This is a genomic window from Frigoribacterium sp. 2-23 (genome assembly GCF_049601585.1).
Classification (GTDB): Bacteria; Actinomycetota; Actinomycetes; order Actinomycetales; family Microbacteriaceae; genus Frigoribacterium.
This window is the reverse complement of the sequence record NZ_CP187126.1, coordinates 2419295-2435137: the sequence shown is the minus strand read 5'-3', so window position 1 is coordinate 2435137 and position 15843 is coordinate 2419295. Positions and strand designations below refer to the sequence as shown.

17 protein-coding genes are annotated in these 15843 nt (G+C 70.9%); 13 read left to right on the top strand and 4 right to left on the bottom strand.

From position 1 onward, the window contains the following. Window positions 1-73: 73 nt before the first annotated feature. The 5 genes from ACPEEZ_RS11500 to ACPEEZ_RS11480 are packed head-to-tail and all read left to right on the top strand — an operon-like array spanning window position 74 to window position 5346. Complete coding sequence (locus ACPEEZ_RS11500) at window positions 74-1075, top strand: Bug family tripartite tricarboxylate transporter substrate binding protein (RefSeq protein WP_423918981.1); 1002 nt, start codon at window positions 74-76, stop codon at window positions 1073-1075. Next, window positions 1072-1659, top strand: coding sequence for a tripartite tricarboxylate transporter TctB family protein (locus ACPEEZ_RS11495; protein WP_423918979.1), 588 nt, complete (start codon window positions 1072-1074; stop codon window positions 1657-1659). Before ACPEEZ_RS11500 ends, ACPEEZ_RS11495 begins: the two co-directional genes overlap by 4 nt. Further along, window positions 1659-3182: a tripartite tricarboxylate transporter permease gene (locus ACPEEZ_RS11490; protein ID WP_423918976.1), complete on the top strand. Its 1524-nt coding sequence runs from the start codon at window positions 1659-1661 to the stop codon at window positions 3180-3182. The genes ACPEEZ_RS11495 and ACPEEZ_RS11490 overlap by 1 nt, the downstream gene beginning before the upstream one ends. Next, window positions 3179-4468, top strand: a complete 1290-nt coding sequence (locus ACPEEZ_RS11485; RefSeq protein ID WP_423918974.1) for a CaiB/BaiF CoA transferase family protein — start codon at window positions 3179-3181, stop codon at window positions 4466-4468. The genes ACPEEZ_RS11490 and ACPEEZ_RS11485 overlap by 4 nt, the downstream gene beginning before the upstream one ends. Next, complete coding sequence (locus ACPEEZ_RS11480; RefSeq protein WP_423918971.1) at window positions 4465-5346, top strand: citryl-CoA lyase; 882 nt, start codon at window positions 4465-4467, stop codon at window positions 5344-5346. The genes ACPEEZ_RS11485 and ACPEEZ_RS11480 overlap by 4 nt, the downstream gene beginning before the upstream one ends. 54 nt (window positions 5347-5400) lie before the next feature. On the opposite strand, the gene ACPEEZ_RS11475 is transcribed toward ACPEEZ_RS11480, so the two are convergent. Further along, on the bottom strand, window positions 5401-6396 hold the full coding sequence (locus ACPEEZ_RS11475; RefSeq protein WP_423918968.1) for an amidohydrolase family protein: 996 nt from the start codon (window positions 6394-6396) through the stop codon (window positions 5401-5403). A gap of 157 nt (window positions 6397-6553) precedes the next feature. Between ACPEEZ_RS11475 and ACPEEZ_RS11470 the strand changes: the two genes are divergently transcribed. Genes ACPEEZ_RS11470 through ACPEEZ_RS11460 form a run of 3 tightly spaced genes read left to right on the top strand, consistent with a single transcriptional unit; the run spans window position 6554 to window position 9731 of the window. Continuing rightward, a complete protein-coding gene (locus ACPEEZ_RS11470) occupies window positions 6554-7831 on the top strand; it encodes a type III polyketide synthase (RefSeq protein WP_423918965.1) in 1278 nt (425 codons plus the stop codon). Beyond that, window positions 7828-8526 (top strand): class I SAM-dependent methyltransferase, encoded by a 699-nt coding sequence (locus ACPEEZ_RS11465; protein WP_423918962.1) that lies wholly within the window; start codon window positions 7828-7830, stop codon window positions 8524-8526. Before ACPEEZ_RS11470 ends, ACPEEZ_RS11465 begins: the two co-directional genes overlap by 4 nt. Further along, window positions 8523-9731: an FAD-dependent oxidoreductase gene (locus ACPEEZ_RS11460; RefSeq protein WP_423918959.1), complete on the top strand. Its 1209-nt coding sequence runs from the start codon at window positions 8523-8525 to the stop codon at window positions 9729-9731. Before ACPEEZ_RS11465 ends, ACPEEZ_RS11460 begins: the two co-directional genes overlap by 4 nt. Window positions 9732-10015: 284 nt before the next feature. Here the strand turns inward: ACPEEZ_RS11460 and ACPEEZ_RS11455 are convergent, their stop codons facing one another. Further along, window positions 10016-10813, bottom strand: coding sequence for a hypothetical protein (locus ACPEEZ_RS11455; protein ID WP_423918957.1), 798 nt, complete (start codon window positions 10811-10813; stop codon window positions 10016-10018). A 118-nt stretch (window positions 10814-10931) separates the two neighbouring features. Here ACPEEZ_RS11455 and ACPEEZ_RS11450 point away from each other — a divergent pair, with 118 nt between their 5' ends. The 5 genes from ACPEEZ_RS11450 to ACPEEZ_RS11430 all read left to right on the top strand — a co-directional run bounded on the left by ACPEEZ_RS11450 (window position 10932) and on the right by ACPEEZ_RS11430 (window position 14820). Further along, the gene (locus ACPEEZ_RS11450; RefSeq protein WP_423918955.1) at window positions 10932-11732 is read left to right on the top strand and encodes a phosphatase PAP2 family protein; all 801 of its coding nucleotides are present in this window, start codon (window positions 10932-10934) and stop codon (window positions 11730-11732) included. Beyond that, window positions 11729-12388: a DedA family protein gene (locus ACPEEZ_RS11445; protein ID WP_423918952.1), complete on the top strand. Its 660-nt coding sequence runs from the start codon at window positions 11729-11731 to the stop codon at window positions 12386-12388. Before ACPEEZ_RS11450 ends, ACPEEZ_RS11445 begins: the two co-directional genes overlap by 4 nt. Next, window positions 12375-13046: a response regulator transcription factor gene (locus tag ACPEEZ_RS11440; protein ID WP_423918949.1), complete on the top strand. Its 672-nt coding sequence runs from the start codon at window positions 12375-12377 to the stop codon at window positions 13044-13046. The genes ACPEEZ_RS11445 and ACPEEZ_RS11440 overlap by 14 nt, the downstream gene beginning before the upstream one ends. Window positions 13047-13156: 110 nt before the next feature. Next, window positions 13157-14125 carry a sensor histidine kinase gene (locus ACPEEZ_RS11435; protein WP_423918946.1) on the top strand — a complete coding sequence of 323 codons (969 nt, stop codon included), beginning with the start codon at window positions 13157-13159 and terminating at the stop codon, window positions 14123-14125. 470 nt (window positions 14126-14595) lie between these two features. Beyond that, window positions 14596-14820 carry a DUF2283 domain-containing protein gene (locus ACPEEZ_RS11430; protein ID WP_423918943.1) on the top strand — a complete coding sequence of 75 codons (225 nt, stop codon included), beginning with the start codon at window positions 14596-14598 and terminating at the stop codon, window positions 14818-14820. Between the two features lie 52 nt (window positions 14821-14872). Here the strand turns inward: ACPEEZ_RS11430 and ACPEEZ_RS11425 are convergent, their stop codons facing one another. Both ACPEEZ_RS11425 and ACPEEZ_RS11420 read right to left on the bottom strand, forming a co-directional pair. Further along, window positions 14873-15079 carry a hypothetical protein gene (locus tag ACPEEZ_RS11425; protein WP_423918941.1) on the bottom strand — a complete coding sequence of 69 codons (207 nt, stop codon included), beginning with the start codon at window positions 15077-15079 and terminating at the stop codon, window positions 14873-14875. A gap of 126 nt (window positions 15080-15205) precedes the next feature. Then, entirely contained in the window at window positions 15206-15757 is a 552-nt protein-coding gene (locus ACPEEZ_RS11420) for a GNAT family N-acetyltransferase (protein WP_423918938.1), read from the bottom strand. Window positions 15758-15843: the final 86 nt, after the last annotated feature.

Here is a 15843-nt window from a genome sequence, read left to right as displayed (position 1 = left end):
GTCAAGCTACCATCAGGCGGACACGGCAGTCCACCACGTGGACAGCCTGCGACCGTCACGAAGGAGTGAGCGTGTGAGCAGTGTCACAAGTACGACGAAGAAACGGGTGCTGGGGGTCGCGGGCATCGCCGCGACCGCGGTCCTCGTCGGATTCGCCGCCGTCGACGCCGGTGGCGGCACCTCCGGGGCCGACCCCCGGGCGAAACTGACCGTCATGGCCCCGGCCGCCCCGGGCGGCGGGTGGGATCTCGCCTCCCGCGAGTCGCAGCAGGCGCTGCGCGCGGCGTCGATCGTCAACAACGTGCAGGTCGTCAACGTGCCCGGCGCGGGCGGCACGATCGGGTTGACCCAGTTCGTCGGCCTCGGCGCCGACCCCACGAACCTCATGATGACCGGCACCGTGATGGAGGGGGCGATCACGGTCAACGGCTCGGACGTGAATCTCGGTGACACGACCCCGATCGCGAAGCTCGCCGAGGACTACGAGGTCTTCATCGTGCCGAAGGACTCGCCGTACGAGACCATCGACGACTTCGTCGCCGCCTGGAAGGACGCGCCCCACAGTCACCCCGTCGGCGGTGGTGGCCTCGGAGGCACCGACCACCTCCTGGCCGGCCTGTTCGCCCGCGAGGTGGGCATCGACCCGGGCGAGATCAACTACGTCTCGTACGCTGGCGGCGGTGAGGTGCTGACCGCCCTGCTCTCGGGAACGGTCGAGATCGGCGTGAGCGGGTACAACGAGTTCAGCGATCAGATCGAGGCCGGCAACCTGAGGGCGCTCGCCCTGTCGGCCGAGGAACCCGTCGACGCGATCGATGTCCCGACCTTCCGCGAGCAGGGCATCGACGTCTTCCTGCCGAACTGGCGCGGTCTCGTGGCGCCGGCGGGCATCACGACCGCCCAGCGCGACGAGCTCGTGGCGATCATCGAGGAGATGGTCGCGTCCGACGAATGGGCCGACACGCTGAAGCGCAACTCGTGGGCCTCGGCCGTCCTGACCGGCGACGAGTTCGCCGCCTTCATCGAGGAGGACCAGAAACGGGTCGACACGATCATCGAGGAGCTCGGGCTGTGAGCGGCGTCGTCCGGACGCTGAGCGTCACCCGTCGCGCCGTGGTCGTCGCCGACGGCTTCTGGCGCCGCCGGTCGGGTCTCGTCGTCCCCGCCCTGATGGCTGTCATCGGCATCGGGCTCGTGATCGGCACCCTCACCATGCAGGTACCCGCCGCAGCCACGACGCCCGGCCCCAAGGTGTTCCCGACGATCGTCGCCGTCGGCATGCTCGTGCTCGCCGTCCTGCTGGCGATCGACGTCTGGCGGAAGCCCGAGCCCGTCTCGGTCGAGGTGGTCCAGGCCGCCGAGCCCGGCGACCTCGACGACGACCCCGACGGCACCGCGACCGAGTTGCGCCCGACGAGCAACAAGCGTGCTCTCGCCGGAGCCCTCGGCACCGTCGTCGTCTTCATCGCCGCCCTGACCCCGCTCGGCTGGCTCCTCGCCGGCGCGCTCCTGTTCTGGGGCATCGCCCGATCGCTCGGCAGCCAGCGACCGATCTTCGACATCGTCCTGTCGCTCGCGATCTCGTCGATCGTGCAGCTGGCGTTCTCGGCCGGTCTCGGCCTCAACCTGCCTCCGGGCATCCTGGGAGGGATCCTCTGATGGAATCGCTCGCGAACCTGGGTGACGGGTTCCTCACCGTCCTCACCCCGATCAACATGCTCTGGGTGCTGATCGGCGCCCTGCTCGGCACCGCCGTCGGCGTACTGCCCGGTCTCGGCTCGGCCATGGCCGTCGCCCTGCTCCTGCCCGTCACGTTCTCGCTCGACCCGATCGGCGCGTTCATCATGTTCGCCGGTGTCCTCTTCGGCGGGCTGTTCGGCGACTCGATCTCGGGCATCCTCATGAACACGCCGGGCAACAGCACGGCCATCGCCGGCACGATCGAGGGCCACAAGATGGCCACGAGCGGTCGGGCCGCGCAGGCGCTCGCCACCTCGGCGATCGGCGCGTTCACCGGTGGCATCATCGCGTCCGTCCTGGTCGTCTTCTTCGCCCCGCGTCTGGCCGAGCTCGCGACCCTGTTCGGGCCTGCCGAGTACCTCGCGCTCGCCGTGTTCGCGTTCGTCGCCATCTCGGCCGTCGTGACCGAGTCCGTCCTGCGCGGTCTGGCGGCGCTCGCGATCGGCCTCGCGATCTCGGTGGTCGGCATCGACGGCATCTCGGGTGCCTCGCGCTTCACCCTCGGCATCCCCGAGCTGTTCGACGGGATCGACATCGTCGTCATCACGGTCGGCCTGCTGGCCCTCGGCGAGGTCTTCAGTGTCGCGGGCCGTCGCGGCTCGCGCGACGAGACACAGCTCATCCCGTCGCGCGGTCGCCTCTGGCTGTCGCGTCGTGAGTTCCGGCTCGCCCTGCCGGCCTGGCTCCGCGGCACCGCGATCGGCATCCCGTTCGGCATCATCCCCGTGGGCGGCGCCGAGGTGCCGACCTTCCTGGCCTACGGCACCGAGCGCCGACTCGACTCCCGTCGCGCCGAGCCGATGTTCGGCCGCGGAGCGATCCAGGGCGTGGCCGGGCCCGAGGCCGCGGGCAACGCGACGGCCGGCACGGCCATGGGCGCGCTGCTCGCGCTCGGTCTCCCGACGTCGGCGACGGCGGCGATCCTGCTCGCGGCGTTCCGCCAGTACGGGCTGCAGCCCGGGCCGCTGCTCTTCGAGCGTGCTCCCGACCTCGTCTGGGCACTGCTGGCGAGCTTCTTCGTCGGCATGGTGGTGCTGCTCATCCTGAACCTGCCGTTCGCGCCGCTCTGGGCGAAGCTGCTCAAGGTGCCGCGCCACTACCTCTACGCCGGCATCACGGTGTTCGCGATGCTCGGCGTCTACGCGACCAGCAGCAAGGTGCTCGACCTCGTGCTCGTCACCGTCGTCGGCCTGATCGGGTTCCTGATGCGCCGCTACGGCCTGCCCGTCGCACCGATGCTGATCGCGATCATCCTCGGCCCGCTGGCCGAGACCGAGTTCCGCCGTGCGATGGCGGTCAGCGAGAGCGATCCGGCGATCCTCGTGTCGAGCCCGATCTCGGTCACGCTCTACGCCGTGCTGCTCGTCGCCGTGATCGGCGCCGCGGTGCAGAAGACCCGAACCCGCCGACTGCTGCGGGCCCGAGAGAGAGACGCTGCGTGACCGACGCCCCCCGAGCCGACCCCGCGTCGAGCGAGACCGACCCCGCTTCCGGCGACCCCGCTTCCGGCGACCCCGCCGGGCGCGGGGCGGGGCCGCTCAGCGGCATCCGCGTGCTCGACATGACCAACGTGCTGGCCGGGCCCTACGCGGCCTACCAGCTGGCCCTGCTGGGAGCCGACGTGATCAAGGTCGAGACCCCGCACGGCGGCGATCTCGCCCGGCAGCTGGGGGCGTCGGCGGAACTCAACCAGCGCCTCCTCGGGGCGTCGTTCCTGGCACAGAACGCGCAGAAGCGCTCGCTGACCGTCGACCTCAAGACGGCCGGAGGCGCGGACGTCCTGCGCCGTGCCGTGGCCGAGTCCGACGTGCTGCTCGAGAACTTCCGGCCCGGGGTGCTGGAGCGGCTCGGTTTCGGCTGGGACGTGTTGCACGGGATCAACCCGCGACTCGTGTACGCGGCGATCTCGGGCTTCGGGCAGACCGGGCCGCTGCGGAGCAAGCCGGCGTACGACCAGATCATCCAGGGCAGCTCGGGCATGATGAGCGTCACCGGCACCCCCGACACGGCACCGTTGCGCGCCGGGTATCCCATCGCCGACACGCTCGGCGGCCTCGCGGCCGCGTTCGCGATCTCGTCGGCGCTGCTCGGACGCGAGCGCACCGGGCTCGGCTCGGCGATCGACGTGTCGATGCTCGAGACGGCGGCCACGGCCATGGGCTGGGTCGTGTCGAACCACCTCGTCGCCGGTCACGAGCCGCGCGCACTCGGCAACGACAACGGCACGGCCGCGCCGTCGGGCACGTTCGCGACCGGCGACGGCGCCCTCAACATCGCGGCCAACAAGCAGGAGCAGTTCGAGACGCTCTGCCGACTCGTCGGCCGGCCCGACCTGATCGACGACGAGCGCTTCGCCCAGCGGGAGTCGCGCAAGGCACACCGGGCCGCACTGACGGGGGAGCTCGAGTCGGCCCTCGCCGCACGCCCGGCCGCCGCGTGGGAGTCCCTGCTGAGCGACGCCGGTGTCCCCGCCGCCGCCGTGCTCACCGTGCCCGAGATGCTCGACAGCCCGCAGGTGCGCGATCGGCAGCTGGTGCACGAGCTGCCGTTCCCCGGCGGGGGCGCTGCGCCGCTGCGCGTGATGGGGCACGGCATCCGCGTCGACGGCGTGCCCGGCGCGCCGACGATACCGCCGCCGCTGCTCGGGCAGCACACCGACGAGATCCTGGCCGAGCTGGGCTACGACGACGAGCAGATCCGCGATCTGAGAGAAGGAGGTGCGGTGTGAGCCCCGACGCCGCTCCCGACCCCGCCACCGACGCCGCTGCAGCCGCAGCTGCCGCTCCTGCTGCGGCTGCCGTGTCGGACGCCGACCGCCTGGCCTCGACCACGGCCTGGTGGGCCAGCGGCATCACCAAGATCGAGCCGGGCGTGATCGAGCTGCGCGGCTACCCGGTGCAGCAGCTGATCGGGCAGGTCGACTTCATCAGCACGGTCTGGCTGATAACCCGCGGCGAGCTGCCCGAGCCGCGGCAGGCCGCCCTGCTCGAGGCGGCACTCGTCGCGAGCGTCGACCACGGCCCGCAGGCGCCGTCGATCGCGAGCGCGCGGATGGCGATCACGTGCGGGGTCGGCATCAACTCGGCCGTCGCCAACGGGGTCAACGTGCTCGGCGACACCCACGGAGGCGCGGGGCAGCAGTGCGTCGCGTTGCTGAACCGTCTCGTCGACGGGCACCTCGCCGGGCGGGACCTCGACGAGCTCGCGGCCGAGGCCGTCGCGGATCATCGCGCCCGCAAGGCGTTCGTGCCGGGCTTCGGGCATCGGTTCCACCCGCGCGACCCGCGCCGCGACCCCCTGCTCGCCCTCGTCGAACAGGCGCGCGACGACGGCGTCGTCGTGGGTCGACACCTGGAGGCGGCGCTCGCGCTCGAAGCGCAGCTCGCGTCGCGGGGCATCCCGATGAACATCGACGGCGTCTCGGCCGTCGTCTACGGCGAGCTCGGCATCGAGCCGGAGCTGGCGCGCGGCCTGTTCGTGCTCTCGCGCTCGGTCGGCATCCTCGCGCACGCCTGGGAGGAGTCGCAGTCCGGCCGCCGCATCAAGGGGCCGCTACCGAAGGGATTCCAGGCCGACTACACGGGGCCGGCGACGCGCGACGTCTGACACCGCGCCTCCGGCGGGTCGCAGCCTCTGCACCTCGGCTGCGACGCCCGTCGCTCAGGAGGCGCGGGTCGACGACCCGAGACCGAACAACGTCTCCGCGTTGCCCGACGCGAACGCCGCCCGAGCCTCGTCGCCGGGAAACGCCGCGAGAAAGCCGTCGATCTCGTCGCTGCTCGGGAGTTGGAACGGATAGTCGGTCGAGAACAGGAGCCGATCGGGCCCGGTGACCGCGAGCGAGTGCTGCAGCAGCACGGGGTCGAGCATGCCCGATGCCGTGATCCAGACGTTCTCGCGCAGGTACTCGGTGACCGACCGGTCGAGGTGCGCCGCCCGCGCCAGGCCGTCGGCACGTTGGTGCCAGAACAGCAGCAGCTCGCCCCAGTGTCCGAGCACGAGGCGCAAATCGGGGTGCCGGTCGAGCACCCCGGCGGCCATCAGTCGCAGCGCAGCCGTCCCCGCCTCGAGGTGCCAGCCCCAGGCGAACGTCGCCAGGGCGAGGTCGCCGAACTCGCCGAGGCCCCGGTAGGCGGCATCGCGGACGGCCCGGGGCGGGATCTGCGGGTGGATGAAGATCGGCTGCCCGAGTCGAGCGGCGACGGCCCAGAGGTCGTCGAAGCGGGGGTCGTCGAGCGTGACGTCGCCCGTGCGGCCGTAGACCATGGCGCCGGTCAGGCCGAGCCCGACGGCACGGTCGAGTTCCGTCGCGGCGGCCGTCGGGTCGCCGAGCGGCAGCGTGGCCATCGCGCGGAACCGCTCCGGCTGTGCGCCGATCAGGGCGGCGGCCGTGTCGTTCGCCTCGCGGCTGAGGGTCACGGCGTCCGCTGCCGACAGTCCCTGCGTCCCCGGAGGCGCGAGCGAGATCACCTGCAGATCGACACCCTGCGCGTCCATCGTCGCGAGTCGCCGCGGACCGAGGTCGGCGAGCCGCTCACCGGCGTCGCCGTGATCGTTGAGGACGAGGCTGTCGTCGAGCAGCTCCGGCGGTTGGGCGCGAAGGGCCCGGTCGAGGCCGTCGAGGGTCCAGTGCTCTTCGATGCCGATCAGTCTCATCGTGTCGCGCCTTCCGCCGGGGGTGGTCACGCCTGCTGCGGGACTCACCTCACCTCAGCACCTCGGCGCCCTGCGTGACCGTACCGCGCGCCGAAAACCCCGTTGCGGACGATGCACCCGGGCGTGGCCTCGCAGGCGTCGCGGCGTACCATGACGCATGCCCGTCGCCGTGAGATCCATCGAGACGGCCGTGCCGTCCACCGTGCTCGAACAAGGCAGGGTCCGCGATCTGTTCGGCTCGCAGCCGGGCCTCACCCGCCTGGGGCAGCGGATCAACGGCGCCGCGTTCGACGCGTCGGCGATCGAGACCCGGCACACGGTCATCGCCGAGCTCGCCGCGGTCGACCCGGCAAACGGCCAGGCAACCGACCTGGCAGTCGACCCCGCAGCCGAACCGGCGTCCGGCACCGAACCTCCGACCTTCTACGACGCGTCGTCGGGCCGCATCCTCACCCCCGGAACCGGCGCCCGCAACGACGTCTACATCGAACGCAGCGTGCCCCTGCTGCTCGATGCCGCCCGCCGCGCGCTCGCCGCGGCTTCCGATCTGACCGCGGCCGACGTCACGCACGTCGTGACGGTCTCCTGCACCGGCTTCTCGGCTCCGGGGCCCGACTACCGCATCGTGCGCGACCTCGGTCTCTCGCCCGCGACGAAGCGCTATCACGTCGGGTTCATGGGGTGCTATGGGGCGTTCCCCGCGCTCGGCATGGCCCGCGACTTCTGCCGGGCCGACCCTTCGTCGGTGGTTCTCATCGTCTGCATCGAGCTCTGCACGCTGCACCTGCGGAGCTCGAGCGATCCGGACGCGATCGTCGCGTCGTCCGTCTTCGCCGACGGGGCGGCCGCCGCGATCGTGACGTCTCGACCCGCGCCTCCTGGGGTCGTCACCCTCGACATCGACGCACTCGAGACGACGCTGACACCGGTCGGTGTCGGCGAGGCGGACATGGCCTGGACCATCGGCGACCAGGGTTTCGACATGGTGTTGAGCAGCTACGTGCCGCACATCGTCGAGCACCACATCGACGACGCGCTCGCGCCCGTGTTCGCGACGGAGCCCGCCCTCGCCGTCACGTCGCGGGCCGAGGCGATCGAGCACTGGGCGATCCACCCGGGCGGGCGGAGCATCCTCGACCGGGTGCAGCAGCGCGTCGACCTCAGCGACGAACAGCTCGCACCGTCGCGCGACGTCCTGCGTCGCTACGGCAACATGTCGAGCGGCACGGTGCTGTTCGTGCTGCGCGAGATCCTGCACGGCCCCGATGTCGGCGCCGGCGAGCGGGTCTGCGCGGTCGCGTTCGGACCGGGGCTCACCGTCGAGACCGGCTTGTTCACGCTGCGGGGAGCGCCGGTGGCGGGCGCTCCGGCGCTCGTCGGTGCGTCTGCGACACCTCGAGCCGAGGTGCCGACGGACCCCGAGGAGGCGCGGTGACGGTCGACCTCGCCCGTCGCGCGACCGGCTTGGTCGAGTTGATGGACGATCCCGACTGCGACCTCGCGGCGCTGCGCCGCACGTACGCCGTCTTCCCGGTAGTCAACGCGCTCGTGGCGGGGTGGCGGCGGGTCTACACGACGAGGCTCCGGCCGCTGCTCGACCCCGACCGCGAGACGCGGCTGCTCGATCTCGGCAGCGGGGGAGGAGACGTCGCCCGCTCCCTCGCCCGCTGGGCCGCGCGCGACGGGCTCCGGCTGTCGGTGACCGGCGCCGACCCCGACGAACGCGCCCACGACTTCGCCACCTCGCGCCCCGCGGCGGGGGTCACGTACCGCCGCGCGTCGAGCGACGAACTCGTCGCCGCCGGGGACGAGTTCGACGTGGTCGTCTCGAACCACGTGCTGCACCATCTCGACGACGGGGCCCGCGCGGCCGTGTTGCGCGACAGCGAGCTGCTGGCCGGGCGCCTGGTCGTGCACAACGACATCCGGCGGTCGCGGGTGGCGTACGCGGCCTATCGGGTGGGGACTCTACCCCTCGCCCGCTCGTCGTTCGTGCACGTGGACGGTCTGCGGTCGATCCGCCGCAGCTACACCGTGGACGAGCTCGGGGTCGTCGCGCCGGAGGGGTGGCGGGTCGAGACGCTCGCTCCGTTCCGCGTGCTGCTGACCTGGACGGCGGCCGGGTCGTGACGGGCGCTGCGGCGGGCCCCGGACTCACGACGCACGATGTCATCGTGGTCGGTGGCGGACCGGTTGGTGTCTTCGCCGGCGCCCTGCTCGCCGCGCGGGGGCTCGACGTCCGCGTCTGGGAGCGTCGTCGCGACGAGCCGTCGCTGTCCCGCGCGCTCGGCATCCATCCACCGTCGCTCGACGCATTCGAGAAGCTCGGCGTGGTCGACGCCGTGCTGGCCGAGGCCGTCGCGGTGCGGCGTGGGCAGGCGCGCAGCGGGGGCCGGTCTCTCGGAGCGGTGCGCTTCGATCGTCTGCCCGGGCCGTACCGGTTCGTCGCGGCCCTGCCCCAGAACCGCACCGAGGCCCTGTTGCGCGAGCGGTTGCGCGCCCTCGCCCCGGAGGCGCTGGTCACCGGGGTCGCGGTCGACGCGGTCACGACGGAGTCGGAACGCGTCGTCCTCTCGGCATCGACCACCGCCGCCGACGGCACGACAGAGCGGATGGAGGCGGCGGCCCGCTTCGTCATCGCCGCCGACGGCTCGCGGAGCACCCTGCGTCGACTGCTCGGCGTGCGGACGGCGACCCGCGAGTACCCCGATGCCTACGTGATGGGCGACTTCCGCGACGACACGGGCGCGGGGTCCGATGCCGTCATCAGCCTCGAGGCCGACGGGGTCGTGGAGTCGTTCCCGCTGCCGGGAGGGGTGCGGCGGCTCGTCGCGCACGTCGGCATGCGGGGCGGGGCCGGTATCGAGGTGGCGGATGCCGCGGGGCTGGCCCGGCTCGTCACCGAGCGGACCGGCGATGCGGTCGACCCGGCGACGAACAGCATGTTCAGCGCCTTCGGGGTGCGTCGTCGCTTCGCCGAGCACCTCGCGGTCGGCCGTGTGGTCTTGATCGGCGATGCCGCGCACGAGATCAGTCCGATCGGCGGGCAGGGCATGAACCTCGGCTGGCTGGACGCCGTCGAACTCGCACCCCTGATCGCTTCCGCCCTGCGTTCGGCGGGTGGTCGTCGCTTCGACCCCGATGCGTTCGCGCCGTTCGCCGCTCGGCGGGCCGCCGTTGCGCGCCGGGCCGCCCGGCAGGCCGAGCTCAACATGGCGCTCGGTCGCCCCGCGGGAGCCGCGGCGCTCGTCGCCCGTCGGGTCGGCCTCGTGACGGCGCTCGCCCTGCCGTCGAACCGTCTGCTCGCCCGGGCGTACACGATGCGGCTCGGCTGACGCCGGTGGGTCGCGCCGGGCGTGCGCGCCGGACACGCGAGGGCTCGGCCGCGATTCACCCGAGCGGACGATCGGCATCGTCGATAGGCGGTCGTTCATCGGGACACCCTTCGCGACCATGTGTGGGCGGCCGAGATCAACTGGCGTCTGGCCTGCGGATTCGCGTATGCCTGTCCCGCAAAAATGCCCGGTGATGGGGGTCTAAACGCTACAGTCCCCAGATGCTCATCGGATACGCGCGTGTGTCGACTTCGGGGCATGATTTCGCAGCACTCTACTCGCGGTCAGACGCGGAGGGCGGGGCGGGCGGGTCGGCGCACAGTGATCACGACGACGAGCGTCGCGATGGCGATGAGGAACAGGACGCTCGTGACGGTCGACCCGAGGCCGAGCCCGCCGTCCGCGTCCGACTGCGACAGAAAGTCCCCGACGGAGGCGCCGAGCGGCCGGGTGAGGACGTACGCGGCCCAGAAGGCGAGCACCGATCCGACGCCGGCGAACCGGTGGGCCAGGGCGACGACCGCGATCGCGGCGCCGAACAGCAGCGCCGAGGGCAGGTAGCCGAGCGCGAGCTGCTCGCCGAGCAGGTCGCCGACCGCCGTGCCGAGTGCGAAGGTCGTCAGCACGGCGGCCCAGTAGAACGCCTCGCGACGAGGGGTCGTGATCTCGTGGATCGACAAGGTGCCCTCGACACGGTGCCAGGCGACGAAGACGGCGGCCAGGGTGACCGCGAAGGCGGCCGTCGAGACCCACAGGCTGACTCCGAGCGAGTCGGTCAGGGTGTCGGTGAGGAGGGTGCCGACGACGCTGATCAGCACGACGGCCAGCCAGTAGACGACGGGCACGGAGGCCCGCGTCCGGAACTGCACGACGAGGGCCACGACGAGCATGGCAGCCATCAGGACGCTCGTCACGGTCAGCCCCAGGCCGAGGCCGTCGGCAAGGAAGTCGGCGAAGGTCTCGCCGACGGTGGTGCAGAGCACCTTGATCACCCAGAACGCGAGGGTGACCTCGGGGACTTTGCTCAGCAGGGCCCGGCGGTCGAGGGTGGTGGCCCCGGTCGGAACAGCGCGTGTCGTCATGTGACGACGGTCACGGATCGCCTCCTAGAAAGCCCCCAGAGGCCGAGACGAGGAGGCGCGGTTCGACCCGCCCGGGCGTCTGGGCGGTTTCTGGGACGGCCGGGCGGAGCCTGCGTGCATGACCGTCCTGCACCGTCCACCCTTGTCGGCGCGCCTTCGCAGCCGCACCGCGCCTCCTCTCTTCCCCGCCGTCCGCGCGGTCGTCCACGACCGGGCATGGGCGGCGTGGGGCGCGATCGGCATCGCCGGAGTCGTCGTCGCCGGCCTGTTGATCACCTCGGGCGTGGGCGGCGTGAGCGAGGTCGACCTCGACCTCGTCCAGCTCGCGAGCCGTGCGCACACCCCGGTGCTCGACTGGGCCGCGCTGCTCGTCGACCGGCTGCTCGGACCGCGGCTCGGCGCGGCCCTCGTACTGCTGCTGACCGTCGCTGTCTGGGTCGTGAGCCGCCGCGCGGCTGCGGCCCTCACCGTTCTCGGCGTCGCGACCGGGCCGTGGGCCGCGGCCGAGCTGGTCAAGCTCGTCGTTCAGCGCGACCGGCCCGACCCGGGGCTGCTCGTCGACCCGCTGATCGTCGAGCCGCACTCGTTCTCGTTCCCCAGTGGCCACACCGCCCTCGCGACCGGACTGGCGCTCGCGCTCGTGCTGCTCGCCCGCGGACGCCGCGGTGCACCGATCGTCGTCGCCGTCTGCGCTGCCGCGGTGGCCGTCGTGGGTCTCTCGCGTGTCTGGGTCGGCGTCCACTACCCGAGCGACACGGTCGCCTCGGTCGTGCTCGGCTGCTCGGTGATGGTGCTGGCCCTGCCCCCGTGGCTGCGCCTCCTCGACCGGATCGAGCGGCGCTCGGGGTCTGGCCACCCCATCGAGTCGACGGTACCGAACCCCATGCCGACCATCGACCAAGGACGGGCCCGTTCATGAGCATCCTCGACCCCCAGACGCTCCTCGCCGGAATGGGCCCGTGGGCTCTCGGCGGCCTGACGCTGATGATCTTCGTCGAGTCGGGCCTGCTGTTTCCGTTCCTGCCCGGAGACTCGCTGCTCGTCACCGCGGGTCTCCTTCACCAGAGCCTCGGCCTGAGCGTGACGCTGATCGCGTTCTGTGCGTTCCTCGCGGCGGCGGCCGGCGACCAGGTCGGGTTCTTCCTCGGTCACCGGTTCGGGCGCCGCTGGTTCCGTCCCGACGCCCGCGTTCTCAAGACGGCGCACCTCGATCAGGCCGAGGCCTTCTTCGAGCGTCACGGCGGCAAGGCGCTCGTCCTCGGCCGGTTCGTGCCCGTGGTCCGCACCTTCGTGCCCCTCGCCGCAGGCACCAGCGGCTACGTCTATCGAAGGTTCGTCGTCTGGAACCTCACCGGCGCGTTCCTGTGGGCCGTCGGCATGACCGTGCTCGGATCGCTCCTCGGTGGCCTACCGTTCGTAGCGGACCACATCGACCTGCTCGCCGTCGGGCTCGTCGTCGTGTCGGTGCTGCCGATCGTGGTCACCGCCCTGCAGCGCTCGCACGCCGCTCGGGCCGAGCAAAGGGCCGCAGCGACGGTGACGAAAGGCGAGGAGGTGGTGGGTGACCGGTCTTGACACGCGCCCGCGCCTCCTGCTGGTCGAGGACGACCCGGAGCTCGGGCCCATCGTGGCCGATGTGCTCGGCGAGGCCTGGCAGGTCGACCTCGTGACCGACGGTCGGAGGGGGCTCGAGGCCGCCCGGGGAGGCGGGCACGCGGTGCTCGTCATCGATCGCCGCCTCCCGGGGCTCGAGGGCACCGAGCTCCTCGCGACGCTCCGTCGCGAGCACCTCACGACCCCCGTGTTGATGCTGACCGCACTCGGCACGATCGCCGACCGGGTCGCGGGCCTCGACGGCGGGGCCGACGACTACCTTGTCAAGCCGTTCGAGTTCGACGAGTTGTTCGCCCGGCTGCGTGCCCTGACAAGGTCGTTCGCCGCCGAAGAGCGCTGGCTCGACGTCGGCGAGGCACGCCTATATCCCGAGAGCCGCATTGTTGTCACGCCGTGGTCGAGCCGAATCGTGCTGAGCGAACGGGAGAGTGCGCTTCTCGCCGAGCTGGCGCGTCGCCCCGACCACACCTTCGACCGGTCGGACCTGCTCGCCCGAGTCTTTCCGCACGGCGAGCAGCTCGGCACCGTCGACACCTACGTCAGTTACCTGCGGCGCAAGATCGACCGTGACGTCGTGCTGACCGTGCGTGGGCGCGGGTACCGGGTGGGCGCCTTGTGAGGCCCCAGCGACGGCGAGGCCGAGGGCGCACCAGTGCCCGGGCCACTCCGGCCCCCGAACCCGAGGCCGCGGCCCTGCAGGCCGCCGCCCGGTCCATAGGACGACAGATCGTGATCGTCTCGGGTCTCGTCGTGATCGCAGCCCTCGCGCTGACGATCGCGTGGGTGCTGCACCAGACCATTCCCCAGGAGCGTCTTGAGCAGGTCGCTGCCGCGGGCGCGGGCGAGGTCTTGGTCTCGGCCATGGACGTCGTGGCCGGCCTCGTCGTCCTCGGTGTCGCGGGCGTCGTCTTCGCCGGCCTCGTCACGGTCGTGATCGCCCGGCGCGCCGTCCGACCGCTCGGCGAGGCCCTGCGCCTGCAGCGGCAGTTCGTCGCCGATGCGAGCCACGAACTGCGCACGCCCCTCGCAGTGCTCGACGCCCGCCTCCAGGCGGTGCAACGGAAGATCGCAGGAGGCGCGGCGACCGCCGACGAGAACGTCACCGCCGACCTGGCGAGGCTCCGTGACGACTCGCGGGCCCTGATCGACATCGTCGACGACCTGCTCGAGGCGGCAGGAGGTGACCTCGTCGAGGGAGCGACCTCGGCGGGGTCCGCCTCGCTCGACAGCGTGGTCGCGGAGGTCCTGCGTTCGCTGTCGGTGCTGGCGGAGGGGCGCGCGGTAACGCTCGAGCACCGGTGCGCCGCCCCGGTCCGCGTTGCCGTGCCGTCCACGAGTCTGCGACGGGCCGTGCTGGCCCTCGTCGACAACGCCCTCGGGCACGCTCCGGGCGCATCCTCGATCACCGTATCGACCCAGGTCAGGGGCGACTCGGTCGTGTTGACCGTCGCCGACCACGGGCCCGGCATCACGGGGATCGACCCGGCACGCGTCTTCGACCGGTTCGCCCGGTCGGAGCCGTCCCCCGCGGCTGCGAATCCTGCGCCGGGTAGGGGGCAGAGCAGCCGTCCGAGCTTCGGCATCGGCCTGGCGCTCGTCCGCGAGGTCGCGCTCCGTCACGGGGGAAGCGTCCGCGTGGCCTCGACCTCTCCCGACGGGACGACGCTCGAATTGACCCTGCCGATGCAAAATCCGTAGTAACAAGACACCGATTCGTCTTGAACCTGTACCGATCGACCATCGACCATCGACCATCGACCATCAACCATCGACCAGCGGGCATTGTCCTTTTCGATCTGCGACGCTGTTTCCATGACTGAGGACGGCGCCGAGAGCGGGCAAGTACCACGGCGGTTCCGGCGGCTCAAGTTCAACCCTCTGAGAGACGCCCTGCCCGTCGTTGCTGTCATCGTCGGGGCGGTCATGGCTATACGTGCCGCGTTGGGCCTCAGCAGTGGGGCGTTCCCACGCTTGTCTATGTCGGCGCAGGCCTGGTCGTAGTCGGCGTCGTCGTGTTCTTCGTCAACCGCTGGCAGGCCAAGCGTGGTCTCTAGAGCTCGCTGAACTACCGCCCGAAAGGGGATCATTCTCAACCGAATAGGGTGCCCGATAGACGATGGGTCTGCGGGCTCCTGGGGCGTTCGCGTTTGATCTGCAACGATCAGTGCATGTCTCCCGATGAACGCTTCACACACGACCCAGACAGCGACTGTGCCTATTTCTATGTGGCACCGTCGATTGCTGACGGCGAAGCCGTCGAGCGAGTTGTCGTTGAGCGTGAGGGCAGAGGAGACATCGTGCTCGACTTCGACTCAGCTGGTCGACTTCTCGGGGTCGAGATCGTCGGGGCCCTCGCGCTGCTCACGGCCGAGACTCTCGAGACGGCTCCTTGAACATAGCCTCTGAATGTAGGACCGCGTGCTGGAGCGCCCGATAGGGGATCGCTCAGCGAGAACGGCTCGTTTTGTTGGGCCTTCGGAGGCTTCTTGTAGCCAGGATGAGGGGCCAAGGCATGAGCACGAGCAAAGGGAGCCACGATCCGACGCGCTCCGTGTTGATGACCAGATTGACCAATGCGAGGACAAGATTGAGGCTTGCAACAACAAGAGCCACCCAGGCGAACCATCGCGGCCACGGCTTGATGTTCTTCATGCTCGAAGGGTAGGGCCCTGCCGTTGAACTGTTCGCTAGCCGATCGGCTATGGGACGGCCGGCTCTCAGTCAGCGGGACGGACGCCTCGGTGAGGTAGCAGGACCACGTGCGACGCAGATAGTGAATTAGGAGTGGTGTGCATTGTCTTTGGCGGCAAGCACCAATCCGTACAGGGCCACGTCTGCCCGTTCCGGGCTGAGCGGGAGAGCGGAACGGAGGGTCCCTTCATGCAGGAAGCCCAGGCGCTCTGCCACCGCCCGACTTCGAGCATTCATGACTGCAGTTCGGATCTCGACTCGCGCTAAGCCCTTCGAGCGTGCCTCCTCGATCAGTGCTTCGCATGCCCGGGTCACCACTCCATGTCCTTCGTGCGCCGCAGCGATCCAGAAGCCCAACTCCCCGATCCCGGCATACCGGTCGAGGCGCAGCGATGCACTCCCGACAGCCTCGCGGCCGTGCATGATCGCCGTGGGCAGACTCGCCCCTTGCTCGTACGACGCTGTCGTGAACGCGGCGTAGGACTGCGCAGACTCAAGGGTCTGATCTGCGGCAGCCCAGGGCTCCCAAGCGCGCAGCCGTGTCAACTCCCTGACGGTCAGTTCGTGCATCGCCTTCACCGTCGAGTCATCACGGAGAGCGAGGCTGTAGTCATCGCCAAGTTCATAGGGCAAGCGCACGGAGAGACGCTACTTCAACTTTGCTTGTCAGACAGGTAAGCACTCGCGGCGGTGCACGAGGCGATCGCCAACCACCAGCAGCGTCC

Bases quoted from the DNA above. Each gene is read 5' to 3' on its own strand.
- ACPEEZ_RS11490 (WP_423918976.1), top strand. From the start codon at position 1,659: ATGGAATCGCTCGCGAACCTGGGTGACGGGTTCCTCACCGTCCTCACC.
- ACPEEZ_RS11475 (WP_423918968.1), bottom strand. From the start codon at position 6,396: ATGAGACTGATCGGCATCGAAGAGCACTGGACCCTCGACGGCCTCGAC.
- ACPEEZ_RS11470 (WP_423918965.1), top strand. From the start codon at position 6,554: ATGCCCGTCGCCGTGAGATCCATCGAGACGGCCGTGCCGTCCACCGTG.
- ACPEEZ_RS11455 (WP_423918957.1), bottom strand. From the start codon at position 10,813: ATGACGACACGCGCTGTTCCGACCGGGGCCACCACCCTCGACCGCCGG.
- ACPEEZ_RS11450 (WP_423918955.1), top strand. From the start codon at position 10,932: ATGACCGTCCTGCACCGTCCACCCTTGTCGGCGCGCCTTCGCAGCCGC.
- ACPEEZ_RS11445 (WP_423918952.1), top strand. From the start codon at position 11,729: ATGAGCATCCTCGACCCCCAGACGCTCCTCGCCGGAATGGGCCCGTGG.
- ACPEEZ_RS11430 (WP_423918943.1), top strand. From the start codon at position 14,596: ATGTCTCCCGATGAACGCTTCACACACGACCCAGACAGCGACTGTGCC.
- ACPEEZ_RS11425 (WP_423918941.1), bottom strand. From the start codon at position 15,079: ATGAAGAACATCAAGCCGTGGCCGCGATGGTTCGCCTGGGTGGCTCTT.